The sequence below is a fragment of the Streptomyces sp. NPDC050147 genome (assembly GCF_040660195.1).
Taxonomy (GTDB): Bacteria; Actinomycetota; Actinomycetes; order Streptomycetales; family Streptomycetaceae; genus Streptomyces.
The window spans coordinates 611,358-636,016 of sequence record NZ_JBFALJ010000001.1 but is presented as its reverse complement, the minus strand read 5'-3'; the positions used below and the strand labels follow the sequence as shown (position 1 = coordinate 636,016).

Sequence of the window (24,659 nt, the reverse complement as noted above, 5' to 3'; positions counted from 1 at the left end):
GTCCCCGCCCCACAACCGAACCGACACCGTGACCGCACCCGGGCACCACCTGGCACCACCGGACTTAACCCCCGTTGAGCCGATCCTCAAGTCCGCCTTAAGGATCACCGATAAGCCCCTGACCAGCCACTTCCACCCCCGCCCCGCACCTAGTCTGCGGCGGTGACCACCGACCGACCTGCCGCGTACCCCCCAGTGCCCCCGATCCGCGTCACCCCCACAGCCCTGCGCACCGGCATCCTCGCCGTAGCCCTCGCAGTGACCGCGCTCTGGGCGGTGCAGGCCGAGCCCTCGGCCCGGCTGGACGTGCTCTTCGCGACCGGCGCCCACCTCACGGGACTGCTCGCGGGCTACGGCGTACTCGTCATGCTGTTCCTGATGGCGCGCGTGCCGGCGGTCGAGCACGGGGTCGGCGCCGACCGGCTCGCCCGGCTGCACGCCCTCGGCGGTCGCTACGTACTCACCCTGTGCCTGGGCCACGCCCTGCTCGCCCTCTGCGGATACGCCGCCCACACCGACACCGACCTCCTCAGCGCCACACTCGACCTGCTCGGCTATCCGAGCCTTGCCCTCGCCACCGTCGGTACCTCCCTGCTCGTGGCCGTCGGGCTCACATCGGCGCGCGCCATGCGGCGCCGCGTCCCGCACGAGACCTGGCGGGCCGTGCACCTGCTGACCTATCTCGGCGTGGCGCTCGGCTTCGTGCACCAGCTCGCCGGTCCCGACGTGGCGGGCAGCGTCCTGACGGTGTGGGTGTGGTCGATGCTGCACGCCACGGTGGCCGTGCTGCTCGTCTGGTACCGCGTCGTCGTGCCCGTGCGGCAGGCGCTGCGGCACAGCCTGCGCGTCATCGACGTACGCGTCGAGGGGCCCGGTGTCGTGTCGGTCGTGATGCAGGGCATCGGACTCGACGAACTGCGCGCCGAACCGGGACAGTTCTTCCGCTGGCGCTTCCTGCGGCGCAGGCTCTGGCGCACCGCGCTGCCGTTCTCGCTGTCCGCGCCCGTGCGCGACGACACCCTCCGGATCACCGTGAAGGCCATCGGTGACCACACGCGGCGGATGCGGCGCCTGAAGCCGGGGACGCGCGTGCTCGCCACGGGTCCCTTCGGCGCCCTGACCCCTCATCGGCGCACGCGGCGCAGAGTGCTGCTGCTCGCGGGCGGGGTGGGGATCACCCCGATGCGGGCGCTGTTCGAGACGCTGCCCGGCGGGCCCGGGGACATCACGCTCCTCTACCGGGCGGGCAGCGCGGAGCAGCTCGTACTCCGCGATGAGCTGGAGGAGATCGCCCGGAGCAGGGGAGCGGGGCTGCACTATCTGCTCGGACGGTCCGACGCCGCCTTCGACCCGCTCGCGCCGCAGGCCCTGCGCAACCTGATCCCCGACCTGGCCGAGCACGACGTCTATCTGTGCGGGCCGCCCGGGATGACCGCGTCGGCCACCGTGGCGCTCGTACGGGCCGGGGTGCCGCAGGAGCGCGTCCACGCCGAGTGCTTCGCCTTCTGAGCCTCTGAGACCCCTGGACACCCGACCCTTCTCCGAATAGGGGCTGACGTGGGACGTCACCGCAAACCCGTGGGCCCGGCACCGGGCCCCACCCCGCAGGCGCGCCGCAAGCTGGCGACGGGCCTCGCGGGAGCGAGCGCGCTGCTCGCCACCGTGCTCGCCCTCACGGTCGATCCGGCGGCGCCACCGGCCCCCGATCGCGCCCCGGCGGGAGCTCCGGCGGAAGCTCCGCCGGGAGTTCCGGCGCCTCAGGCCGCCCCTTAGGGGGTCGCAACCTCTGAAGACCCTCAACACTCCCTGAATTCATGGACGGCGTGATCACCCCCTCCATAAGGTCGCGATCATGCCCGACATATCGCTGACCACCGTCGTCGTCCTCTGTATCGCCGCGCTCGCGGCCGGCTGGATCGACGCGGTGGTGGGCGGTGGCGGGCTCCTCCTGCTGCCAGCCCTGCTCCTCGGCCTGCCGGGCGGGACCCCGGCCGCGCACGCCCTCGGGACGAACAAGGCCGTGGCCATCGTCGGGACGACCGGCGCCGCGGTGACCTACGTCAGGAAGACACCGGTCGACGTGCCCACCGCCGTCCGGATCGGCCTTGCCGCGCTCGCCGGGTCGATGGGCGGCGCCTTCTTCGCCGCCGGTATGAGCACCGAGGTGCTCAAGCCCGTGATCATGGTGGTGCTGCTGGGGGTCGGGGCCTTCGTCATCTTCAGGCCCGCCTTCGGCACCGCGCCGTCGGCCCGCCCCGTCTCGCCCAAGCGCGTCCTTGCCGCCATCGGCCTCGCGGGCCTCGGCATCGGGTTCTACGACGGGCTCATCGGGCCCGGCACCGGCACCTTCCTGGTGCTCGCGCTGACCGCCGTGCTCCACCTCGACCTGGTGTCCGCGTCCGCCACCGCCAAGATCGTCAACTGCTGCACCAACGCGGGCGCCCTCGGGATGTTCGCCTGGCAGGGCGCGGTCCTGTGGCAACTGGCCGCGCTGATGGCCGTCTTCAACCTCGCGGGCGGCATGTTCGGCGCGCACACCGCGCTGAAGAAGGGCAGCGGCTTCGTCCGGATCGTGTTGCTCACCACCGTGTTCGGGCTGGTGGCGAAGATGGCGTACGAACAGTGGTTCGCGTAGCGAGGCCGGCCGCCCGGCCCCCGTGGTGGGACCGGCTCCCACCCGCGGGCCACCCGAGGGTCAGCGCACGCTCGTCATGTGTGCGAACACCACGACATTGCCCTGGTACCCCGTCCTCTTCGAGTAGCCGCCGCCGCACGTGATGACCCGCAGCTCCGGCCGGTCCGCCGCCCCGTACACCTTGGCGTCCGGGAACCTCTTCGCGTCGTAGACCTCGTTCGCGTCGACCGTGAACACCGCGACGCTGCCGTCCCTGCGTTCGATCTCGATGGTGCGGCCCCGGGTCAGACCGCCCAGGTCGTAGAAGACGGACGGGCCGTCCGCGTTGTCGACGTGCCCCGCCACGATGGCGGTGCCGGTCTCGCCGGGCGTGGTCCCCGACTCGTACCAGCCCGCGAGATCGGTCCTTTTCGGGGGCGGTACGTCGAGACTGCCCTGCCGCGTCAGACCGAGCCCCATGAGAGGCGCGTCGACCCGGATCGAGGGGATACGGATCCGGTCGGGCGGGGAAGGGGGAAGCGCCGCGGCGGCCGGGGCGTCACCGGAACGGGAGTGGCCCGACGCGGCCTGCGCGGCGGATGGCTGCGGCGGGGGGTGGGACTCCGTGCCGTTGCGCAGCAGCCACGCGCCGGAGCACAGGGCCAGCACGGTGACGGCGCCTATGGCGGAGTTGAGGGATTTCCTGCCCGGGTTCTTCCCACCGTGGTTCTTTCTGCCGTGGTTCTTCCCGCCGAGGTTCTTCCTGCGCGTCAATCGACTCGACCCCCTCAGGGTTTCGGGGAAGCCGTCCCCGCATCCCTCTCCGGATCCACGAGGGACCGGTGGACCCGGAGAGGGAGGGGGCTGGCGGTACCGGTGGACAGCGGAGGGTGTCCGTCAGATCCTGTCGCCTCTCGCCCGGCGATGCAGGAGCCAGGTACCGCCCGCGGCGGCGACGGCAAGCGCCGCCACACCCGCCGCGGTCTGTACGGGGTCGGGGCCCAGAGCGCCGCCGACCCCCGTCTTCACATGGCCCTTCGGGGTCACCTGCTGCTCCTCACGGGCGGCGGCGGTGGAGGTGATCGTCACCATCAGGTCGCCCGCCACCTGCTTGCCGTCCGCGCCGGAGCCGGAGCACTGCGCGGCGATCTCGTAGGTGCCGGGCTGAGCCGAGGGGGGCACCTTGAACTCGCCGGTGGCGTTCTCCTTGTGGGTTTCGGGGGCGAGAGTGAAGGTGCCGGCGCCGACCGCGCTGGCGTCGCCCGTCGCGGCCCCGTCGCTGCCGCAGGCGGTGGTGTTCACGGTGACCGTGGAGCCCGGCATGACGGTGGACGGGTTGACCTCCAGGCCTCCTCCCGTGTCGCGCGCGGCAGCCGCGGCGGGGGGCGCCAGCAGAGCCGCCGATGCGACGGCGAGCGCGGCAGTGGTCAGCAGGCGGGCTTTGCGCATCGTGCTTGCTCCTCCGAGGGGCCGATCAGAGGGCACGGCCCGCGACACCCCCAAGTGCCGCTGCGTCGGTCGAACCCCGCTCTACCGAGGTAAGTGGCACTCGGCGGCGCACGCCTCCTGAACACCCGTCAGAAATGCTGCGGACGGGCGACTTCTGGCACTTCGGCGAGAACATCCCAGCAGGTCACTCGGCGTGTCGCCGTGCCGTGTCCGAAGGGGCGGCGGGGCGCCTGTGAATGGGTGACCCCAGGGCCGTCCGGACACCCTGCCCCGGACCTTTCGAGGCCCCTTCGTGTCCCCTCGGCGGCCTCACCGTGACCCCGACCTGACCTGATCCCGATTCAGATCACCTCTGTCGCCGCTTGACCTCAACCTAGGTTGAGCACCGAGGCTCCTCTCATGACCCAGAACACGAACACCGCTGATTCCGCGTCCACCGTCACCTTCTCCACCGCCCCCGCCGCACCCCTTCGCGTCGCCGTCATCATCGGGAGCAATCGCGAGGGCCGCTTCGGGCCGATCGTCGCCGACTGGCTGCTGGCGCGCATCCGGGAGCGGGCGGACTTCGAGGTGGACGTCATCGACCTGGCCGAATCCCACCTGCCGACCGCGCTCTCCTTCAACCCGTCGCCCGACACCCTCGCCGAGCTCGGCAAGGTCACCCCGAAGCTGGCCGCCGCCGACGCCTTCGTCGTCCTCACCCCCGAGTACAACCACTCCTATCCCGCGTCCCTCAAGAGCCTCATCGACTGGCACAACGCCGAATGGCAGGCAAAGCCCCTCGCCTTCGTCTCCTACGGAGGGCTCTCCGGCGGCCTGCGCGCGGTCGAGCACCTGCGCCCGGTCTTCGCCGAGCTGCACACCATGACGATTCGCGACACCGTCTCCTTCCACAACGCCGGCGGCCTCTTCGCCGACGACGGCACCCACAAGGACCCGACGGCCGCGAACGCCGCCGCCAAGTCGATGCTCGACCAGCTCCACTGGTGGGCGTGGGCCCTTCGGAGCGCCAAGGAAGCCCGCCCCTACGGGGGTTGAGAGCCGTCGGGGGCCCGCGGTCAGGCCTCCGGAAGGTGCACCGTAGCCACCGCGCCGCCCCTCCCGGTCCGTCCGGCGGCCGGTCCGGCGAGAATCGGTGCATGACGTCCACGTACGAAACCGGCTCCGGGCCCGGACAGGCAGCGGTGCTCACCGTGCTGACCACGACCGACACCGCCCAGAAGGCGGAAGACCTCGCGAGCGGCGCGGTGGCCGCCCGGGTCGCCGCGTGCGCGCAGGTGGTCGGACCCGTCGTCTCCGTCTACCGGTGGGAGGGCGCCGTCGAGACCGCGCGGGAGTGGCAGATCCTGTTCAAGACGGCCGCCGCGCGGTACGACGCCCTGGAGACCTGGCTGACCGAGGCCCACGACTACGACACCCCCGAGATCATCGCGACGCCGGTCGTGCGGGGGAGCGCTGCCTACCTGGAGTGGGTGGAGCGGGAGACGGCGGAGTGACGCCGGAGGGGGGCCGGCTGCCGTTCTTCGTGTACGGAACGCTGCGGCCGGGGGAGCGGAATCACGACGTCCATCTGCGCGGCAGCGTCGAGGCCGAGATGCCCGCCCGGCTCTCGGGCGCGGTCCTCTATGAAGGGCCCGGCTACCCGTATCTGGTGGAAGGGCCCGAAGGCACCCCGGTGCGAGGCGAATTGATCACCGCGACCCCGTCCGCGTACGACCGGCTCCTCGACGATCTCGACGTACTGGAGGACTACGCGCCGGGCGACCCCCGCAACCTCTACGAGCGCGTCGTGCGCGAGGTGACCCTCCTGGACGGGGCGACGGCGCCCGCGTGGGTGTACGTGGCGGCGCCGCGGGTGGCGGCGAGACTGCGCGCCTCGGGGGTGGTGATCGGGGGAGGGGACTGGTCGTCGTCCAGGATGCGCCGGTGAGGTGTGGGGGCGCGCCCGGTGAGGCGTGGGCGCGTGACAGCCCAAGGCCGGGCCGTGGCGCGCTTTGCGCAGCTCAAACGCCTGCGCACTCGATCTGATGGACAGCGTCACCCGTGCGAGCGACCCGCGGCAGACGCATGATCACGGAGGGACGCCGCTGTGGGACTCTCCGTGTGCACCAGTCGGTGCGCGAGTCGGTGCGTGAGCACCACGTCCTCAGCAGGAGTTGCCCCATGAGCCTTCGCCGTTCGCTGCCGGCCCTCGTCGGCGCCGTAGCCCTCACCCTCGGCCTCCCTGTGGCGGCCGCCGCGTCCGCTCATGCCCCGGCCTCCGTCATGAACCCCTGCGGGTTCTACGAGACCGGCAGCGACGCGTTCTACAACCACTGCACGGGCGACGGATCGAACGTCGTCATCAAGGTGAGGGTCGCGATGGCACCCGACTACGAGCGCTGTGTGGGCCCGGGAAAGCACTGGCTGGGTTCGGCGAACAAGATCCAGGGCGCGCACTACGTGGGACGCACCTGCTGATCGCCGGCCACTGACCGTGCGCACGACCGCGGGCCGGGGTGGGTTCCCCGGCCCGCGGTCATGCCCGGCGGCTACGCCCGTTCGAGCCGCACCGCGCACACCTTGAACTCCGGCATCCGCGACACCGGGTCAAGTGCCGGGTTCGTCAGGGAGTTGGCCCGGCCCTCGCCCGGCCAGTGGAACGGCATGAAGACGGTGTCGGAGCGGATCGCGGTCGTGATCCGCGCCGGCGCAACGGCCCGCCCCCGCCGCGAGACGACGGCCAACGGCTCGCCCTCCTCGACCTCGAGGCGCGCGGCGAGCCACGGATGCAGCTCCACGAAGGGCCCCGGAGCGGCGGAGTTGAGCTCGTCGACACGGCGCGTCTGGGCCCCCGACTGATACTGCGCGAGGACCCGCCCGGTGGTCAGGAGCACGGGATACTCCGCGTCCGGCTCCTCGGCGGCACCCCGATGCACCACCGGCACGAACCGCGCCCGCCCGTCCTCGGTGGCGAAGCGGTCGAGGAACAGGCGCGGGGTGCCGGGATGCTCGGCACCCCGCCCGCTTCCGCCCCCGTGAGCCTCCTGGCCGTGGCCCGCGTCCTCGTTCGCGGGGCACGGCCAGAACACCCCTTCCCCGTCTCCTTCCTTCAGGCGCGCGTACGAGATCCCCGAGTAGTCCGCCACCCCGCCCGCGCTGGCCCGGCGCAGCTCCTCGAAGACCTCCTCCGGGTCCGTCGGAAAGCCCTTCTCGTGGCCGAGGAAGGCGGCGAGACCGTGCAGCACGTCCAAATCGCTGCGTACGCCGTCAGGAGCACTCACCGCCCGGCGACGCAGCAGCACCCGCCCCTCCAGGTTCGTCACCGTGCCCGTCTCCTCCGCCCACTGCGTCACCGGCAGGACGACATCGGCGAGGCGGGCCGTCTCGGAGAGCACCACGTCGGCCACCGCCAGGAAGTCGAGCGACCGCAGCCGCTGCTCCACATGCGCGGCGCGCGGCGCCGAGACGACCGGGTTGGAGCCCATCAGGAGCAGTGCCTTGATGTCTCCGCCGAGCGCGTCGAGCAGCTCGTACGCGGACCGGCCGGGGCCCGGGAGCGAGTCGGGGTCGACGCCCCACACCCCCGCCACATGCGCCCGCGCCGCGGGGTCCGTCAGCTTGCGGTAACCGGGCAACTGGTCGGCCTTCTGGCCGTGTTCCCGTCCGCCCTGCCCGTTGCCCTGCCCGGTCAGGCAGCCGTACCCGGCGAGGGGGCGGCCGGCGTTGCCCGTCGCGAGGCAGAGGTTGATCCACGCGCCCACCGTGTCCGTCCCCTTGGAGTGCTGCTCGGGCCCGCGCGCGGTCAGCACCATCGCGGCTTCGGCGTCGCAGAACATCTTCACCGTGTCCCGGAGTTGGGGCACGGGAACGCCGCTGATCCGCTCCACGTACTCCGGCCAGTGCGCCATCGCCGCCGCCCGCGCGTCCTCCCAGCCGCTGGTGCGCTCCTCGATGAACGTCTCGTCCGTCCGCCCCTCGGCCACCACCAGGTGCAGCAGGCCGAGCGCGAGGGCGAGGTCGGTGCCGGGGCGCGGCGCCAGATGCAGGTCGGCCTGCTCGGCGGTGCGGGTCCGGCGCGGGTCGATGACGATCAGTTTTCCGCCGTTCTCCTTCAGCTCCGTCAGATACCGCAGCGCGGGCGGCATCGTCTCGGCGAGGTTCGAGCCGACGAGGATCACACAGCCGGTGCGCGGGATGTCCTCAAGGGGGAACGGCAGACCGCGGTCGATCCCGAAGGCCCGCTGTCCGGCCGCTGCCGCCGACGACATGCAGAACCGGCCGTTGTAGTCGATCTGCGACGTGCCGAGCGCCACCCGCGCGAACTTCCCCAGGGCGTACGCCTTCTCGTTGGTCAGGCCCCCGCCGCCGAACACCCCGCACGCGTCCGCGCCATGTTCCGTACGGGTGCGGGAGAGCCCCTCGGCGACGCGGGCGACGGCCTCCTCCCAGGTGGCCGGTTCGAGCCGGCCCGTGGCGTGGGATCGGATGAGTGGCTCGGTCAGGCGCACCCGGGAGGAGAGCACAGCGGGCGCCGTGCGGCCCTTGCCGCACAGCGCGCCCCGGTTCACGGGGAACTCGGGACGCTCCACGACCTCCGTCCCGCCGGGGCCGGTGGTCAGGCCCATCCCGCATTGCAGCGCGCAGTACGGACAGTGGGTCGGTGTCGCCGTGGTGTGCATACCGGACAGGGTCCGACGCGCGTGTTACGCGCCCCGACGCGATCGCGTTACACACGCGGTAAGCCGACCTCAGCGAGGACCGCCTCCCACTGTGAGCCCGGCCGTGCCCCGTCAGGGGCGCGGGGCACTGCGCGAGGACGGACCACGACCCGCACCCGGCGGACGAGCGGAAGAAGGCAGACGCACCCCCGCACCCCGCCCGCTCAAGGCCCAGGGGCCAGGTCCGTCAGCGAGGTGCGGCAAGGGCCTGGTCCACGCCAGGCTCCCGGGGCCCCAGGAACCGCGGATCCGGTTGAAACGCCGAGTCGAGCGCCGCCTTGCCCGCCGCGAACAGCTCCCTCGCGCCGCCGTAGTACCAGGTCGCGTCGTGCTTGGCGTCGACCCCGACGCCGTACGAGGAGACGCCCGCCGCACGGCAGAGCGCGACGGCCCTGCGTATGTGGAAGCCCTGGCTGATCAGCACCGCCCGGTCCACGCCGAACACCTTTTTGGCGCGCACGCAGGAGTCCCAGGTGTCGAAACCCGCGTAGTCACTGACGATCCGCCGTCCCGGCACGCCGTGCTCGGTCAGATACGCGCGCATGGCGTCCGGCTCGTCGTACTCCTCGCGGCTGTTGTCCCCGGTGACGAGGACGACCTCTATCCGCCCCGCCTCGTACAACTCGGCCGCCGCGTCGAGGCGGTGCGCGAGATACGGCGAGGGCTCGCCCTCCCACAGGCCGGCGCCGAAGACAACCGCGACCCGTGTGCGCGGCACGTCAGCCGTCGTGTGCAACCGCCCCTCCGCCGTCACGAACAGCCACGTCGCGGGCAGCAGCGCCACCACACAGAGAGCCATGAAGACCTGCACGGCCCGCCGCTGCCCCTGCCGCGTCCGCGGCAGCCGCAGCCACGCCGGACGCTTCCACTCTGGACGCTTCCACGCCGGACGCATCCACCCCGGACGCCTCATCCCGTTCCCCCGTGCCCCGAGCCGGATCCCCCCGGATCCGATCACTGCCACAACGGTAAGCGACCCCACCGACAACAGCGCACTGACAACGAGCCACCGTCGCCGGTGAGCCAGGCCGAAAGGACCCGTCACCGGCGCGCAACGCGACCGAAACGCCGCACGGTCATCCTCGGTCCATGACGCCGTCGAACCCTCTTCGCGATGAGTCCGGCAGCACCCCTCTCGAAAGCACGGCGCACATCATGAACCGGATCACCACCCAGCTCGGCAGCCAACTGGCCCTCGTCTCGCTCGACGGCAGGCGCCGCCCCGCACCGCGCCGCCCCGCACCGGCACCCGACCTCGTCGTCGTCGCCCACGGCAGCCGTGACCCCCGCGCTCTCGCCACCGTCACGGCGCTCCTCGCACGGGTCCGGGAGCTGCGACCCGGCCTCGGCGTGCGCCTCGGCCACATCGAGCTGAACGAACCGCTGCTCGGCGACGCCCTCGCCGCGGCCACCGGCTCCGCCGTCCTCGTGCCGCTGCTGCTCGCCCGCGGCTACCACGTCAAGCACGACATCCCCGAGGCCGCCGCCCGCGCGCCGCACCTCGACACGCGCGTCGCCGCCCCCCTCGGCCCACACCCCTTGCTGGTCGACGCGCTGCACGACCGCCTCGTGGAAGCGGGCTGGCCGGCCAGGCCCGGCCAGGCGGGTCGGCGCACCGGCGGCGTGGTCCTCGCCGCGGCCGGCTCCCGCGACCCCGACTCCGCCGCCGACACCCGGCGCACGGCGGACCTCCTCGCCCAGCGGCTCGGCGTACCGGTGCTCCCCGCGTACGCCACACCGACCGCGGCCACCCCGCTCAGCGTCCCCGCGGCGGTGCGTGCCCTCGCCGCCCGTGGCCGCCACCACACCGCCGTGGCCTCGTACTTCACGGCGCCCGGCCGCTTCGCCACGCAGTGCGCCGACGCCGCGCCCTGGATCGCCTCGGCCCCGCTCGGCGTCCACCAGGCGATGGCCCAGCTCCTCCTGCACCGCTACGACCAGGCCCGCGCGACCTCACCCGCCACGTGGGCCCCGGCCCGCCGGCTGACCTCCGCCTGACCGTCGCCCGTCGGCCACCGAGGCACCCTGAAGCCCTCTTTGTCACTGCTTGCGTTTACTGTCGGTGCATGGAAGGCACTGCACCGAACGTGTACGACGAGGAGGCGGCCTATGACAAGGCCGCCGTCGAGCGATGGGCCACGGAGCCGGACAAGAGGCCGGGACGCACCGCCTTCCAGCGGGATCGCGCGCGCGTTCTGCACTCCTCCGCGCTGCGCCGCCTCGCCGGAAAAACCCAGGTGGTCACCCCGGGCACGCGCAGCAACGAGGCGTGGGACGCCAGCGCCCGTACCCGCCTGACGCACTCCCTCGAGTGCGCGCAGGTCGGCCGTGAGCTCGGCGCCGCCCTCGGCTGCGACCCCGACCTGGTGGAGACCGCCTGCCTCTCGCACGACATGGGCCACCCGCCCTTCGGGCACAACGGCGAGCAGGCGCTGAACGAAGTGGCGCAGAGCTGCGGCGGTTTCGAGGGCAACGCCCAGTCCCTGCGGCTCCTCACCCGGATCGAGCCGAAGCGCTTCGTCCGCAGCGAGGAGACGGACGAACTGGTCGGCGTGGGGCTCAACCTGACCCGCGCCGCCCTGGACGCCGCGACGAAGTACCCCTGGCCGCGCGGCGCTCACCCCACCGACCCGGACTCACCCAAGTTCGGGGTCTATGAAGACGACCGACCGGTCTTCGACTGGGTCCGCAAGGAGGCCCCCGGCCGTCGCACCTGCTTCGAGGCCCAGGTCATGGACTGGTCGGACGACGTGGCGTACTCGGTGCACGACATCGAGGACGGCCTGCACGCCGGGCACCTCGACCCGAACGTCCTGCACGCCGAGCCGGAGCGCCAGGACATCTTCGCCGTCGCCATCGGCCGCTATGTGCCGGCGGACACCGACCCCGAAGAGCTCTCCGCGGCCCTGGACCGCCTCCTGGACCAGGAGTGGTGGCCGCACGGATACGACGGCTCGGCGATCGCCCAGGGCCGCCTGAAGGACGCCACCAGCCAGCTCATCGGCCGCTTCTGCCTCGCCGCGGAGAGCGCGACCCGCGCGCGGTACGGCAAGGGCCCCCTGACGCGGTACGCCGCCGAACTCGTCGTGCCGCGCGAGGCCCGCCACGAGTGCGCGGTCCTCAAGGCCGTCGCCGACCGGTACGTCATGCAGCGCCCCGCCCAGGAGCGGCTGCGCGCGGACCAGCGGATCGTCGTCGCCGAGCTGGCCGAGGCGCTCACGGCCCGCGCCCCCGAAGGACTCGACCCGCAGTTCCGCGCGCTGTACGACACCGCGCCCGACGACCGCGCGGCGCTGCGCGTGGTCGTCGACCAGATCGCGTCCCTCACGGACGCCGCCGCGCGCTCCCTGCACGCGCGGCTCACGGCGAGAAGGCCCTGACACAGAGGCCTGACACCGAGGCCTGACACATGCGGTACGAGCCGATCGATCGACCACGGGGCGTGACGAAAACTGGCCGGATCGGGCCCCAACCCCTTCCCGCATCACGCTCCGTGCGGGACGCTCCCCTGACGGCAAGGCTTTGAGGAGGCATCAAGTGGTCGACGCGGATCAGACGTTCGTCATTGTCGGAGGAGGTCTCGCGGGCGCGAAAGCGGCCGAGACACTCCGGTCCGAGGGCTTCACCGGCCGGGTGATCCTCATCGGCGACGAACGCGACCACCCGTACGAGCGCCCGCCCCTGTCGAAGGGATATCTCCTGGGCAAGGAGGAGCGCGACAGCGTCTTCGTCCACGAACCCTCCTGGTACGCGCAGTCGGACGTGGAGCTGCATCTCGGCCAGACCGTCGTCTCCATCGACCGCGCGGCCAAGGCCGTCCGCCTCGGTGACCGGGCCGTCATCCACTACGACAAGCTCCTCCTGGCCACGGGCGCGGAGCCGCGCCGTCTCGACGTCCCCGGCACCGGCCTGGTCGGCGTGCACCACCTGCGCCGCCTCGCGCACGCCGACCGGCTGCGTCAGGTTCTGGCCGGTCTCGGCCGTGACAACGGCCACCTGGTGATCGCCGGGGCCGGCTGGATCGGCCTGGAGGTCGCCGCCGCCGCGCGGACGTACGGCGCGGAGGTCACCGTCGTCGAGCCGCAGCCCACCCCGCTGCACGCGGTCCTCGGCCCCGAGGTCGGCCAGATGTTCACCGACCTGCACGCCGAGCACGGCGTGCGCTTCCACTTCGGCGCCACGCTCACCGAGATCGCCGGTGAGGACGGCCTGGTGCTCGCCGCCCGTACGGACGACGGAGAGGAGCACCCGGCGCACGACGTGCTCGCCGCGATCGGCGCCGCCCCGCGCACCGCGCTCGCCGAGTCGGCCGGCCTGGAGATCGCCGACCGCGCGCACGGCGGCGGCGTCGTGGTCGACGCCTCCCTGCGGACCTCGGACCCGGACATCTTCGCGGCGGGCGACGTGGCCGCCGTCCGCCACCCGCTCTTCGGCACGAGTCTGCGCGTGGAGCACTGGGCGAACGCCCTCAACGGCGGACCGGCCGCGGCCCGCGCGATGCTCGGCCAGGACGTGACGTACGACCGCGTGCCCTACTTCTTCTCGGACCAGTACGACGTGGGCCTGGAGTACTCGGGGTGGGCGCCGCCGGGTACGTACGACCAGGTCGTGGTCCGAGGCGATACGGGGAAGCGGGAGTTCGTCGCCTTCTGGCTGAGCGAGGGCCGGGTCCTCGCCGGGATGAACGTGAATGTGTGGGACGTCACGGACCCCATTCAGAGGCTGATCCGCACGGGCGCCCGGCCGCCCGCCGAGTCCCTCTCCGACCCGTCCGTCCCCCTGGAGTCGCTGCTCGGGTGACGGGCCGGGCGGGAGTGTCACAGCAGGGCCGTAGTATTCCTACGTGGCAGGCAGGATCAATGACGAGGACGTGAAGGCGGTTCGGGACGCGGTCCCGATCGACGCCGTGGTCTCCGACTACCTCCAGCTGCGGAACGCGGGCGGAGGCAACCTCAAGGGCCTGTGCCCCTTCCACGACGAGAAGTCACCGTCCTTCCAGGTCAGCCCCAGCAAGGGTCTCTTCCACTGCTTCGGCTGCCAGGAAGGCGGCGACACGATCGCCTTCGTGATGAAGATCGACCACCTCACCTTCTCGGAGACGGTCGAGCGCCTCGCCGCCCAGGCGGGCATCACGCTGCGGTACGAGGAGGGCGGGTACAACCCCTCGAACCAGCGCGGCGAGCGCATCCGTCTCGTCGAGGCCCACAAGATCGCCGCGCAGTTCTACGTCGACCAGCTGGAGAGCCCCGAGGCCGAGATCGGCCGGAAGTTCCTGGCCGAGCGCGGCTTCGACCAGTCCGCCGCGGCGCACTTCGGCGTCGGCTACAGCCCCGCGGGCTGGGACCACCTCACGCGGTTCCTGCGCGGCAAGGGCTTCACCGACAAGGAGCTCACCCTCTCCGGCATCTCCCAGGAGGGCCGCCGCGGCCCCATCGACCGCTTCCGCGGCCGTCTGATGTGGCCGATCCGCGACATCAGCGGCGAGGTCGTCGGTTTCGGCGCGCGCAAGCTGCGCGACGACGACAACGGCCCCAAGTATCTCAACACCCCCGAGACGCCGATCTACAAGAAGGGCCAGGTGCTCTACGGGGTCGACCTGGCCAAGAAGGAGATCGCCAAGACCTCCCGCGCGGTCGTCGTCGAGGGATACACGGACGTCATGGCCTGCCACCTCGCCGGTGTCACCACGGCCATCGCGACCTGCGGCACCGCCTTCGGCGGCGACCACATCAAGATCCTGCGCCGCCTCCTGATGGACAACGGCTCGGCGCGGGTGATCTTCACCTTCGACGGTGACGCGGCAGGCCAGAAGGCCGCCCTGCGCGCCTTCGAGGACGACCAGAAGTTCGCCGCCGAGACGTACATCGCCATCGCGCCCGATGGCATGGACCCCTGCGAGCTGCGCCTGGCCAAGGGGGACGGAGCGGTCGCCGACCTCGTCGAACCCCGCACCCCGCTCTTCGAGTTCGCGCTGCGCCAGATCGTCGCGCGGTACGACCTGGAGACCCCCGCGGGCCGCGCCGCGGCCCTGGACGAGGCAGCGCCGGTCGTGGCCCGCATCAAGAACAGCGGCGCGCAGCACGAGGTGGCCGTCCAGCTCGCCGGGATGCTCGGCATCCTGGACACCCAGTTCGTGGTCAAGCGCGTGGCCCAGCTCGCGCGTTGGGCCCGCGACCGGGGCGGCAGGGGCCCGGCCCCGCAGGAGCGGCGCCCGTCCCACAACCAGCAGTACGCGGCGTCGCCGTCCTCTTCCTTCGGCCCCGCGCTCACGCTGCGCAGCCCCGCCCACCGCACCGAGCGCGAGCTGCTCAAACTGGCCCTGCAGCGCCCGGAGCTGGTCTCCCCGGCCTTCGACGCGTACGGCGTGGACGAGTTCACCGCGCCGCCGTACGCGGCGGTGCGCCAGTGCGTGGAGGAGGCGGGCGGCGCCGAGGCGGGCATCCCCGAACCGCAGACCTACCTCGCCCGCGTCCTGGACGCGGCGCCGGACGACACGGTCCGCGCCATGGTCACCGAACTGGCCGTCGAGGCGATCCTGCGCAAGCAGGTGGACGAGATCTACGCGGGCATCCAGCTCGTCCAGGTCCGGCTGCGCGCCGTCGACCGCCGCATCCGCGACGTCCAGGGCAGCCTCACCCGCCTGAGCGCACAGGGCGACCCCGCACGACTCGCGGCGGTCCAGAACGAGTTGTGGATCCTCCAGCAGTACGCGCAGGCGCTGCGCGAGCGGGGCGCCGACGCGCTCTGAGGTTCGGACGGCGCCCGACTGGATACCCGTCGGGTAACCACGCGGTCACGCACCGGACTCAGAAAGTCACCGCACGCCCCTCGTGGCGGCCGTGTGTCGTACCCCACACTGGGGTGCGGTGCCTGAGTCCTCGGAGCGCGGCCGGTCCGCAGACAGCGGATGCGGATCCGGTACACCCGCGATTCCACACATCGTGTTCGGGACGGACAGCGGCGAGGCCGTGGAAGCCGATCCCGCTGTACCGCTGCCGCACGCCTCAGCAGCGATCATCATGGAGGTCGCCCCCGTGCAGACCCAGACCCTCGGCCAGAGCGAGACCGCCGTTGCCGCGAAAGCGGAGGCAGTGGCGGATACGGACGTCATCGCGGCCGTGCCGCAGCAGGGCCGCGCCGCACGGCACCCGGAGACCGGTCCCGACAGCCCCGGTGTCCAGACGGCCCCCGAGCCCCCGGAAGCCCCGGAGGCGCTCGAACCGGACAGCGGTGAGCTGCCCCTGCCGCCCGCCCCCCGCGGTCGCGCCGACACCGGCGGCCCCTCCTCCGACCTGTTCCGGCAGTACCTGCGCGAGATCGGCCGGATACCCCTGCTCACGGCGGCGGAGGAAGTGGAACTGGCGCGCGGCGTCGAGGCCGGCCTGTTCGCCGAGGAGAAGCTGCGCCTGGCCACCGACCTGGACTCGCAACTCGCCCTCGACCTCGACAAGTTGGTCGTCATGGGCCGGATGGCCAAGCGCCGCCTGATCGAGGCCAACCTCCGCCTGGTCGTCTCCGTCGCCAAGCGGTACGTGGGGCGCGGACTGACCATGCTCGACCTCGTCCAGGAGGGGAACCTGGGCCTGATCAGGGCGGTCGAGAAGTTCGACTACGCCCGCGGCTACAAGTTCTCCACGTACGCGACCTGGTGGATCCGCCAGGCGATGTCGCGGGCCCTCGCCGACCAGGCCCGCACCATCCGCGTCCCCGTGCATGTCGTGGAGCTCATCAACCGCGTCGTCCGCGTCCAGCGCCGGATGCTCCAGGAGCGGGGGTACGAACCGACCCCCGAGGAGGTCGGCGCCCACCTCGACCTGCCGCACGAGCGGGTCAGCGAGGTGCTGCGCCTGGCCCAGGAGCCGGTGTCGCTGCACGCGCCCGTGGGCGAGGAGGACGACGTCGCGCTCGGCGACCTCATCGAGGACGGCGACGCGACGAGCCCCGTCGAGTCGGCGGCCTTCCTCCTCCTTCGCGAGCACCTGGAGGCGGTCCTGTCCACGCTCGGCGAGCGTGAACGCAAGGTGGTCCAGCTGCGTTACGGCCTCGTGGACGGCAGGCCCCGCACCCTGGAGGAGATAGGACGGATCTTCGGCGTGACACGCGAACGCATCCGCCAGATCGAGTCCAAGACCCTCAACAAGCTGCGGGACCACGCCTTCGCGGACCAGCTGCGCGGCTATCTCGACTGAGCTGACCACTCGACTGAGCGGACTAGTCGACCTCGGCCACGGCCTGCGCGAACTGAGCCGCGTACAGACGCGCGTACGCGCCCTCCGCGGCCAGCAGGACGTCATGCGTGCCCTGCTCCACGATCGACCCGTTCTCCATGACCAGGATGGTGTCCGCGTCGCGGATCGTGGACAGCCGGTGCGCGATGACGAACGAGGTCCGCCCATGGGCGAGCCGCGCCATCGCCTTCTGGATGAGCACCTCCGTACGGGTGTCGACCGAGCTGGTCGCCTCGTCGAGCACCAGGATCACCGGGTCGGACAGGAACGCCCGCGCGATCGTGATCAGCTGCTTCTCGCCCGCGCTCACCCCCGTGCCCTCGTCGTCGATCACCGTGTCGTAGCCGTCGGGCAGCGTGCGGCAGAAACGGTCGGCGTGGGCCGCCCGCGCCGCTTCCTCGATCTCCTCGCGCGTGACGTCCTTGGCCGCCCCGTACGCGATGTTCTCCGCGATGGTGCCGCCGAACAGCCAGGTGTCCTGGAGCACCATGCCGATGCCGGACCGCAGTTCGTCACGCGACATCTTCGCGATGTCGACCCCGTCCAGCGTGATGCGCCCGCCGGTGACCTCGTAGAACCGCATGAGGAGATTGACCAGCGTGGTCTTGCCCGCGCCGGTGGGACCGACGATCGCCACCGTGTGGCCCGGCTCGACCTTCAGGGACAGGTCCTCGATGAGCGGCTTGTCCTTCTCGTAGCGGAAGGACACCTGCTCCATCTCGACCCGGCCGCGCAGCTGTTCGGGACGCATCCCCGCCGCCGGGTCGGCCTCCTGCTCCTCGGCGTCGAGCAGCTCGAAGACCCGCTCGGCGGAGGCGACACCGGACTGCACCAGGTTCGCCATCGAGGCGACCTGCGTGAGCGGCATCGAGAACTGCCGCGAGTACTGGATGAAGGCCTGCACGTCGCCGATCGACAGCGCCCCGGACGCGACCCGCAGGCCACCCACCACGGCCACGAGCACGTAGTTGAGGTTCGACATGAAGAACATCAGCGGTTGCATGACCCCGCTGTTGAACTGTGCCTTGAACCCGGCCTCGTACAGCGCGTCGTTCTGCTCGGCGAAGGCCTTCGCCGACTCCTCCTGGCGCCCGAAGACCTTCACCAGGTTGTGCCCGGTGTACATCTCCTCGATGTGCGCGTTGAGCTTGCCGGTGGACTTCCACTGCTGCACGAACTGCGGCTGCGACCGCTTGCCGACCTTCGTCGCCACGTAGAACGACAGCGGCACGGTGACCAGCGCCACCAGGGCGAGCAGCGGAGAGACGTAGAACATCATCACCAGTACGCCGATGATGGTGAGAGTCGAGTTCACCAGCTGGCCCATGGTCTGCTGGAGGGTCTGGCCGATGTTGTCGAGGTCGTTCGTCGCCCGGCTGAGCACCTCGCCGCGCTGCCGCTTGTCGAAGTACGCGAGCGGGAGCCGTGACAGCTTCTCCTGGACGTCGCCGCGCATCCGGAAGACGGTCCTGTTGATGGCGTGGTTGGCCAGCCGCGTCGCCACCGCCATCAGCAGACCCGCGATCAGGAACACGCCGAGCGCGAGCAGCAGCACCTCGCCCACCGCGTCGAAGTCGATGCCCTTGCCCGGCGTGAAGTCGACCCCGGAAAGCATGTCGGCCATGCCGCCGTCGCCCCTGTCGCGCAGGCTCTCGATGGCCTGGTCCTTGGTGACGCCGCCCTGCATGTCACGGCCGACGATGCCCGCGAAGAGCAGGTCGGTCGCCTTGCCGAGAATCTTCGGGCCGAGCACGGTGAGCGCCACGCTGAGCACAACGGCGGCGACCATCCCGTACATCGTGGTGCGCTCCGGCTTGAACTCTGCGAGGAGCCGTCTGCCGGAACCCTTGAAATCCATCGACCGGGAGTCCGGCCCCATCATCTGTCCGCCCGGACCGGCCATTACGCGGCCTCCGCTTCCGTGAGCTGGGAGAGCACGATCTCCCGGTAGGTCTCATTGCCGGCCATGAGCTCGTGGTGGCTGCCCGTCCCCACGACCCGGCCCTCGTCGAGGACGATGATGCGGTCGGCGTCACGGATCGTCGACACGCGCTGGGCGACGATCACGACGGTCGCCTCGGCAGTCTCACGGCCGAGCGCGGCCCGCAGGGCGGCGTCCGTGGCGTAGTCCAGGGCCGAGAAGGAGTCGTCGAAGAGATAGATCTCGGGACGCTGCACCAGGGTCCGCGCGATCGCGAGGCGCTGGCGCTGGCCGCCGGAGACGTTCGTGCCGCCCTGGGAGACGGGCGCGTTCAGGCCCTCCTCCAGGCCTTCGACGAACCCCTTGGCCTGGGCGACTTCGAGCGCGTGCCAGAGCTCCTCGTCGGTCGCGTCCGGGTTTCCGTAGCGGAGGTTGGTGGCGACCGTGCCGGCGAAGAGGTACGGCTTCTGCGGCACCAGGCCCACGGTCCTGGCGAGCAGCGCGGGCTCGATGGTGTGCACGGGCACGTCGTCCACCAGGACCTCGCCCTCGGTGGTGTCGATGAGCCTCGGCACGAGGCTGAGCAGAGTCGACTTGCCGCTGCCGGTCGACCCGATCACGGCGGTCGTCTCGCCGGGCCGCGCGACCAGGTCGACGGCCTTCAGGACGGGCTCCTCGGCACCGGGGTAGCGGAAGCCCGCGTCGCGGATCTCCAGGTGACCGTGGCGCCGCAACTCCCGTACGGGGGAGGCCGGGGGCACCACGCTGCTCTCGGTGTCCAGGACCTCCTCGATGCGCTCGGCGCAGACCTCGGCGCGCGGCACCATCATGAACATGAAGGTGGCCATCATCACGGACATCACGATCTGCATGAGGTACGCGAGGAACGCGGTGAGCGCCCCGATCTGCATGCCGCCGCTGTCGATGCGATGCGCGCCGAACCACACCACGGCGATCGAGGAGATGTTCACGACGGTCATCACGATCGGAAACATCAGCGCGAGCAGCTTGCCGGTGCCGACCGACACGTCGGTCAGCTCAGTGTTGGCCTTCCGGAAGCGGTCCTTCTCGTACTCGTCGCGGACGAAGGCGCGGATGACGCGGTTGCCGGTGATCTGCTCGCGCAGCACGCGGTTCACGGTGTCCAGACGCACCTGCATGGTGCGGAAGAGCGGGCGGAGCCGCTTCACGATCAGGCTCACGCAGATCGCGAGGGCGGGCACGACCGCGATCAGGACACCCGAGAGCGGTACGTCGAGTCCGAGGGCCATGATGATGCCGCCGACGCACATGATCGGCGCCGACACCATCAGCGTGAACGACATGAGGACCAGCATCTGCACCTGCTGGACGTCGTTCGTGGTCCGGGTGATCAGCGACGGAGCGCCGAACTGTCCCAACTCCCTGGCGGAGAACGACTGCACGCGGTCGAAGACGGCGGCCCGGACGTCGCGGCCGAGCGCGGACGCGGTGCGGGCGCCGTAGTAGACGGCGCCCACGTTGCAGATCACCTGGGCGACCGTGACGGCGACCATGAGGCCGCCGAACGACAGGATGTAGCCCGTGTCGCCCTTCACGACACCCTCGTCGATGATGTCGGCGTTGAGCGTGGGCAGATAGAGCGAGGCGCACGTCTGCAGGAACTGCAGCAGCACCAGCAGGCCGATGGGCTTCTTGTACGGGCCCAAGTGGGCCCGCAGGAGTCGTATGAGCACGGAGTCTCTTCGAGAGGCGTGGGCGGGGGTTACGGCGAGGTCGCCCCCCATACTCCGATACCGCACCGGGGCGCGTGCAACCAATTAAGCGATGACCCGGTAAAAAGTTGGTCTGGGTCAATAAGTGGGGCGCGCTCCGTGCGGCGCTCTCTAGAACCCGCTCGCTTCGAACGCCCCGGGATGGGACTGCTCCCGTACCGTCCGGTACTGCTGGCACACCGCCTGGCCCACGGCCTGCTCCTCGCCGGGCTCGAAGACCTGCGCGGACGCCCCCTGCCAGTAAGGCAGTTGACCGTTCAGCGCCCAGGCCGCCTGCCGCGCCGCACCGATCGCCGCGTAGTCCGCGGGCTGCGGCACCACGACCTGCGTACCGAACAGCATCGGCGCCGCGGCCTGCACCGCCGGCAGCTCGGCCGCCGCACCGAGCAGGAAGACCCGGCGCACCTCCACGCCCCGCCTGCGCAGCACGTCGAGCGCGTCCCCGAGCCCGCACAGCATGCCCTCGAAAGCCGCCCGCGCCAGATGCTCCGGCCGCATCGACTCACGCCGCAGCCCGGTCAGGGTGCCCGCCGCGTGCGGCAGATTCGGCGTCTTCTCGCCCTCCAGATACGGCAGGAGCACAAGCCCGTGCGCACCAGGCGTCGACTTCATGGCCAGCTCCGAGAGCCCCTCAAGATCGGGCACCCCCAGCATCTCGGCCGCGCCGCGCAGCACCCGCACGGCGTTCAGCGTGTGCACCACCGGCAGATGCAGGCCGGTGGCGTCCGCGAGCGAGGTGATCGTCCCGCTCGCGTCGACCAGGGCCTCGTGGTGTACGGCCATCACGGACCCCGAAGCCCCCAGTGAGACGACCGCGTCGCCCTGCTGGACCCCGAGCCCGAACGCCGCCGCCATCGTCTCGCCGGTCCCCGCCGAGATCAGCAGCCCCTCGGGCGTCGTTCCCGCCGCCTCGGCGGGTCCGATCACCTCGGGCAGCATCGCCTGGTGGCCGAGCGCGAGCTCCACGAGATCGGGGCGGTACGCACCCGTCGCCGCCGACCAGTAGCCGGTCCCGGAGGCCCCGCCCCGGTCGCTCGTGCGCCGCGCGGGCCGCCCGAGCAGCTGCCACACCAGCCAGTCGTGCGCCTGCATGAGGGAGGCGACGCGCTGGGCCGCCTCCGGTTCGTTCTTCGCGAGCCAGCGCAGCTTCGTCACGGGGTGCGCCGCCTGCGGGACGCATCCGACGGCCTGCGCCCAGGCCTCGCGGCTGCCGAGCCCGTCGATCAGGTCGGCGGCGGCGACCTGCGCCCGCCGGTCGTTGCCGACGAGCGCGGGCCGCACGGTGTTGCCGTGCTGATCCAGGGGGACGACCGCATTCTGCTGCGCGGAGACGCCGATGGCCTGTACGCCTTCGAGCAGCCCGCCGCCCGCCGCCTCGCCGAGCGAGAGCAGCCAGGCCTGCGGATCCACGTCCGACGGACGGCCGCCTCCATCGGGGCCCTCCGTCGGATGCGGGGCGTAGCCCTGCTTGAGTACGGCGCCCGTGTCCGCGTCACAGACCACGATGCGCGTGAAATCGGGCGAACTGTCCAACCCTGCGACTATCCCCATGCCAGGAATTCTGCCGCACCGCGCGACGTGTCCCGTACCCCAGCTCCCAGGAGCCGCCCCCGGTTACGTGTTACTGGTGCCCCAGTCGTCCTCGCCACTGCCCTGCCCGCGCTCGCGCAGCGACCGCACCCGGTCGGCCACCGAGTCGGGGACCCGGTCGCCGACCTTCTCGGACACGGTGTGGAAGGCCTTGCCCGCCACGTCGCGGCCCTGCTGGGTCGCGGACTCCACGGTGTTGCGCACCGCCGGGTTCTGCGCGAACTCGCGGGCGGATTTCCTCAGCTTCTCGTAGCGCTCGCGGCCTGCCCGGGTACCGAGCACGTACCCGAGAGCCACTCCCGCGACGAATGTGAGCCGGTAGCGCATGGCTGCCACCCTTCCCTTGCGTCGGCATCGATCGTCTGTTCGCTCGTCTGTTGCCCTGCGTGGTCTGTTGCCCTGCGCGGGCGGTGGGGATACCGATTGGCGGAGCACCCCCCTGCTTGCGCTAATGTATGTGTCGCAGCGACCGCCCGCCGCCTGGAGAGTTCCCAGGTAGCTGCGTTCGATGCAACGAGACGATCCCCTGTAGCTCAATTGGCAGAGCAGCCGGCTGTTAACCGGCAGGTTACTGGTTCGAGTCCAGTCGGGGGAGCTCGGTCTCCTGTAGCTCAATTGGCAGAGCAGCCGGCTGTTAACCGGCAGGTTACTGGTTCGAGTCCAGTCGGGAGAGCTGTGAGGAAGGACCCCTGAGATTCCTCTCAGGGGTCCTTTTTCGTGCCTGGTGGAACCATGCGGGCAGCACTGCGGTCCTCATGGTCGAGCGATGCCGACCATCCGAAGCAGGAGATCGTATGAGCGGCTATGCTGCGGCAGACGGCGCGCACAAATGTGCGCGACGCGCCATTAGGGGCGGTAGCTCAGCCGGTTAGAGCAGCGGACTCATAATCCGTCGGCCGTGGGTTCGAGTCCCACCCGCCCCACCGAAGCGCTGGGCCGCAGGAACGATTCCACCTGTGCCAGCAGCGCAAACCTCCCCCGTCCTTCTCTTTGAAGTGACGCGCGGTGAGCTGCGGGGCCGGCACGACCCCACAGCCCCGCGGTTCGGTCAGCGGAGGGCGAGCGCGACGATCTGTGTCACCGCTTCCTTGCTGAAGTTGTCGTCGCTGACGAGGATCAGCGACCGCTCGCCGGAGGGCAGGACGGGGCCCCAGGTCATGCCTTCGGTGTTGTCGACGGTGGACAGCCCGAGGGTGTGGAAGTCCGCGACGAGCGTCTTGCGCATGGGCGCGACGTGCTGCCCGGCCAGGGAGTCCACCGCGCGTACGTCGGTGGCGCCCCGTGTGGTGGCCTCGTACAGGCGGATCTTGTATCCGGAGCCGGCGACCCAGGTGCGTTCGAGCACGAGATAACGGTCGGGGTCGTCCGGGAAGGCGAGGAGGGACGGAACGCCGGTGTCGGGGCCCCACGGGCTGTCCGGGTCGGATTCGGCGAAGATCTTCTCGATGGGGTACGCGAACTGTCCGAGCACCCGGCCGCCGCGAGTCTGCTGCGTGACGCGGACGAGCGCGCCGTGGGTCAGGTCCGGCACCGGGCCGTCCTGGAGCAGCGGGCCCTCGACCGCGCTGGTGACCATCCGGCCCCGGGCACCGAAGGTGAGCGCCTCGACGGCCTGGTTCCGGCGCGGTCCGCGCTCCGCCGTGTACATGTAGTTCTCCGGCAGCCGCAGACGGCCGCGGTGGGCGCCGTCCGGGTCGGAGATCTCGACGGACGGCTGGATCAGCGGCGGACCGGCCACGGCGGGACGGTCGCCCTCCTGGCCCCACCAGTAACGGCAGTCGCGCGGATCGACGCGGATCTCCTCCGGGTCGACGGCCTTGCCGTCTCCGACGGCGGGCGACGGGTAGACCGCCCCGTCCGCCTGGCGGAAGGGGCGGGTTCCGGTGAAGCCGACGGAGTGCACGCCGTCGGCGTCGACGTCCAGCTTCGCGGTGTAGAAGCGGGCGGGCTGGAGGGAGGAGCGGTCGTCGCTGATGAACACGTACTCGCCGGTGCACCGGTCGCGGTCGACGCCGGAAAGGCCCCCGACCGTGGTGTCCTGGAAGTCGAGCTTGTGCGGAAGGATCTTCTCGCCGAGCAGGCGGGCCTGCACCGTGCCCCCCGACTCCGCGGCCGGGCCGCCGGGTTGGGGGACGGCAGTCGCCGTAGGAGCCAGCGTGGATGTCATGAGCAGTGCCGCGGCACAGGCGCGGTAGATCAGGGAGGCACTCATGCCGGTGATCATGGCCCGGCCCACTCCCGCCCCGCAGTCACCCACACGGGTACTCCTCCCACGGCCCGGCCGCCTCCTTCTCGGTGCGCGTCGCGCGGGCGGCCCCACAGCGGCCCTGCGACCAGCGGCCCAAAGCTTCAGGACCGGAATCCGGGGCAGCAGGGACTCATGAAGATATTGATCGTCCTGGT

Annotated in this window: 21 protein-coding genes and 3 tRNA genes; 15 read left to right on the top strand and 9 right to left on the bottom strand. The window is 71.3% G+C overall.

Annotated elements, in window-relative coordinates:
- Nucleotides 1-162: 162 nt before the first annotated feature.
- From AB0I94_RS03015 to AB0I94_RS03005, 3 genes are all read left to right on the top strand, one after another.
- On the top strand, nt 163-1,509 hold the full coding sequence (locus AB0I94_RS03015; RefSeq protein ID WP_363307591.1) for a ferredoxin reductase family protein: 1,347 nt from the start codon (nt 163-165) through the stop codon (nt 1,507-1,509).
- Between the two features lie 48 nt (nt 1,510-1,557).
- Entirely contained in the window at nt 1,558-1,773 is a 216-nt protein-coding gene (locus AB0I94_RS03010; RefSeq protein ID WP_363307590.1) for a hypothetical protein, read from the top strand.
- 79 nt (nt 1,774-1,852) lie between these two features.
- Nucleotides 1,853-2,635: a TSUP family transporter gene (locus AB0I94_RS03005; protein ID WP_363307589.1), complete on the top strand. Its 783-nt coding sequence runs from the start codon at nt 1,853-1,855 to the stop codon at nt 2,633-2,635.
- Between the two features lie 60 nt (nt 2,636-2,695).
- Here AB0I94_RS03005 and AB0I94_RS03000 read toward each other — a convergent pair whose 3' ends face one another.
- On the bottom strand, nt 2,696-3,298 hold the full coding sequence (locus AB0I94_RS03000) for a class F sortase (protein ID WP_363307755.1): 603 nt from the start codon (nt 3,296-3,298) through the stop codon (nt 2,696-2,698).
- A gap of 213 nt (nt 3,299-3,511) precedes the next feature.
- The gene (locus AB0I94_RS02995) at nt 3,512-4,063 is read right to left on the bottom strand and encodes a hypothetical protein (RefSeq protein ID WP_363307588.1); all 552 of its coding nucleotides are present in this window, start codon (nt 4,061-4,063) and stop codon (nt 3,512-3,514) included.
- A gap of 399 nt (nt 4,064-4,462) precedes the next feature.
- Between AB0I94_RS02995 and AB0I94_RS02990 the strand changes: the two genes are divergently transcribed.
- The 4 genes from AB0I94_RS02990 to AB0I94_RS02975 all read left to right on the top strand — a co-directional run bounded on the left by AB0I94_RS02990 (nt 4,463) and on the right by AB0I94_RS02975 (nt 6,523).
- On the top strand, nt 4,463-5,101 hold the full coding sequence (locus AB0I94_RS02990) for an NAD(P)H-dependent oxidoreductase (RefSeq protein WP_363307587.1): 639 nt from the start codon (nt 4,463-4,465) through the stop codon (nt 5,099-5,101).
- 101 nt (nt 5,102-5,202) lie between these two features.
- Nucleotides 5,203-5,559, top strand: a complete 357-nt coding sequence (gene cutA, locus AB0I94_RS02985; protein ID WP_363307586.1) for a divalent-cation tolerance protein CutA — start codon at nt 5,203-5,205, stop codon at nt 5,557-5,559.
- Nucleotides 5,556-5,993, top strand: coding sequence for a gamma-glutamylcyclotransferase family protein (locus AB0I94_RS02980; protein ID WP_363307585.1), 438 nt, complete (start codon nt 5,556-5,558; stop codon nt 5,991-5,993). Before cutA ends, AB0I94_RS02980 begins: the two co-directional genes overlap by 4 nt.
- 233 nt (nt 5,994-6,226) lie before the next feature.
- A complete protein-coding gene (locus tag AB0I94_RS02975; protein ID WP_363307584.1) occupies nt 6,227-6,523 on the top strand; it encodes a DUF6355 family natural product biosynthesis protein in 297 nt (98 codons plus the stop codon).
- A gap of 71 nt (nt 6,524-6,594) precedes the next feature.
- On the opposite strand, the gene AB0I94_RS02970 is transcribed toward AB0I94_RS02975, so the two are convergent.
- Together AB0I94_RS02970 and AB0I94_RS02965 are read right to left on the bottom strand one after the other, a co-directional pair.
- Nucleotides 6,595-8,724: a molybdopterin oxidoreductase family protein gene (locus tag AB0I94_RS02970; RefSeq protein WP_363307583.1), complete on the bottom strand. Its 2,130-nt coding sequence runs from the start codon at nt 8,722-8,724 to the stop codon at nt 6,595-6,597.
- Nucleotides 8,725-8,950: 226 nt separating this feature from the next.
- Nucleotides 8,951-9,658: an ElyC/SanA/YdcF family protein gene (locus AB0I94_RS02965; RefSeq protein WP_363307582.1), complete on the bottom strand. Its 708-nt coding sequence runs from the start codon at nt 9,656-9,658 to the stop codon at nt 8,951-8,953.
- 194 nt (nt 9,659-9,852) lie between these two features.
- Here AB0I94_RS02965 and AB0I94_RS02960 point away from each other — a divergent pair, with 194 nt between their 5' ends.
- The 5 genes from AB0I94_RS02960 to AB0I94_RS02940 all read left to right on the top strand — a co-directional run bounded on the left by AB0I94_RS02960 (nt 9,853) and on the right by AB0I94_RS02940 (nt 16,952).
- Nucleotides 9,853-10,761: a sirohydrochlorin chelatase gene (locus AB0I94_RS02960; RefSeq protein ID WP_363307581.1), complete on the top strand. Its 909-nt coding sequence runs from the start codon at nt 9,853-9,855 to the stop codon at nt 10,759-10,761.
- A 68-nt stretch (nt 10,762-10,829) separates the two neighbouring features.
- Nucleotides 10,830-12,143, top strand: a complete 1,314-nt coding sequence (locus AB0I94_RS02955; RefSeq protein WP_363307580.1) for a deoxyguanosinetriphosphate triphosphohydrolase — start codon at nt 10,830-10,832, stop codon at nt 12,141-12,143.
- 157 nt (nt 12,144-12,300) lie between these two features.
- Nucleotides 12,301-13,563, top strand: coding sequence for an FAD-dependent oxidoreductase (locus AB0I94_RS02950; RefSeq protein WP_363307579.1), 1,263 nt, complete (start codon nt 12,301-12,303; stop codon nt 13,561-13,563).
- Between the two features lie 43 nt (nt 13,564-13,606).
- On the top strand, nt 13,607-15,511 hold the full coding sequence (gene dnaG / locus AB0I94_RS02945) for a DNA primase (protein WP_363307578.1): 1,905 nt from the start codon (nt 13,607-13,609) through the stop codon (nt 15,509-15,511).
- Between the two features lie 118 nt (nt 15,512-15,629).
- Complete coding sequence (locus AB0I94_RS02940) at nt 15,630-16,952, top strand: RNA polymerase sigma factor (RefSeq protein WP_363307577.1); 1,323 nt, start codon at nt 15,630-15,632, stop codon at nt 16,950-16,952.
- A gap of 22 nt (nt 16,953-16,974) precedes the next feature.
- Here AB0I94_RS02940 and AB0I94_RS02935 read toward each other — a convergent pair whose 3' ends face one another.
- The 4 genes from AB0I94_RS02935 to AB0I94_RS02920 all read right to left on the bottom strand — a co-directional run bounded on the left by AB0I94_RS02935 (nt 16,975) and on the right by AB0I94_RS02920 (nt 22,583).
- Nucleotides 16,975-18,894, bottom strand: a complete 1,920-nt coding sequence (locus AB0I94_RS02935; RefSeq protein ID WP_363307576.1) for an ABC transporter ATP-binding protein — start codon at nt 18,892-18,894, stop codon at nt 16,975-16,977.
- Nucleotides 18,894-20,627: an ABC transporter ATP-binding protein gene (locus tag AB0I94_RS02930; protein WP_363307575.1), complete on the bottom strand. Its 1,734-nt coding sequence runs from the start codon at nt 20,625-20,627 to the stop codon at nt 18,894-18,896. The genes AB0I94_RS02935 and AB0I94_RS02930 overlap by 1 nt, the downstream gene beginning before the upstream one ends.
- 150 nt (nt 20,628-20,777) lie before the next feature.
- Nucleotides 20,778-22,217, bottom strand: coding sequence for an FGGY family carbohydrate kinase (locus AB0I94_RS02925; RefSeq protein ID WP_363307574.1), 1,440 nt, complete (start codon nt 22,215-22,217; stop codon nt 20,778-20,780).
- 63 nt (nt 22,218-22,280) lie between these two features.
- Nucleotides 22,281-22,583 (bottom strand): YtxH domain-containing protein, encoded by a 303-nt coding sequence (locus AB0I94_RS02920; RefSeq protein ID WP_363307573.1) that lies wholly within the window; start codon nt 22,581-22,583, stop codon nt 22,281-22,283.
- 195 nt (nt 22,584-22,778) lie between these two features.
- Between AB0I94_RS02920 and AB0I94_RS02915 the strand changes: the two genes are divergently transcribed.
- The 3 genes from AB0I94_RS02915 (at nt 22,779) to AB0I94_RS02905 (ending at nt 23,179) form a co-directional block, all read left to right on the top strand.
- Nucleotides 22,779-22,851, top strand: a tRNA-Asn gene (locus AB0I94_RS02915).
- Nucleotides 22,852-22,856: 5 nt separating this feature from the next.
- A tRNA-Asn gene (locus AB0I94_RS02910) sits at nt 22,857-22,929 on the top strand.
- A gap of 176 nt (nt 22,930-23,105) precedes the next feature.
- Nucleotides 23,106-23,179, top strand: a tRNA-Ile gene (locus AB0I94_RS02905).
- Nucleotides 23,180-23,304: 125 nt separating this feature from the next.
- On the opposite strand, the gene AB0I94_RS02900 is transcribed toward AB0I94_RS02905, so the two are convergent.
- Nucleotides 23,305-24,468 (bottom strand): esterase-like activity of phytase family protein, encoded by a 1,164-nt coding sequence (locus AB0I94_RS02900; RefSeq protein WP_363307572.1) that lies wholly within the window; start codon nt 24,466-24,468, stop codon nt 23,305-23,307.
- Nucleotides 24,469-24,659: the final 191 nt, after the last annotated feature.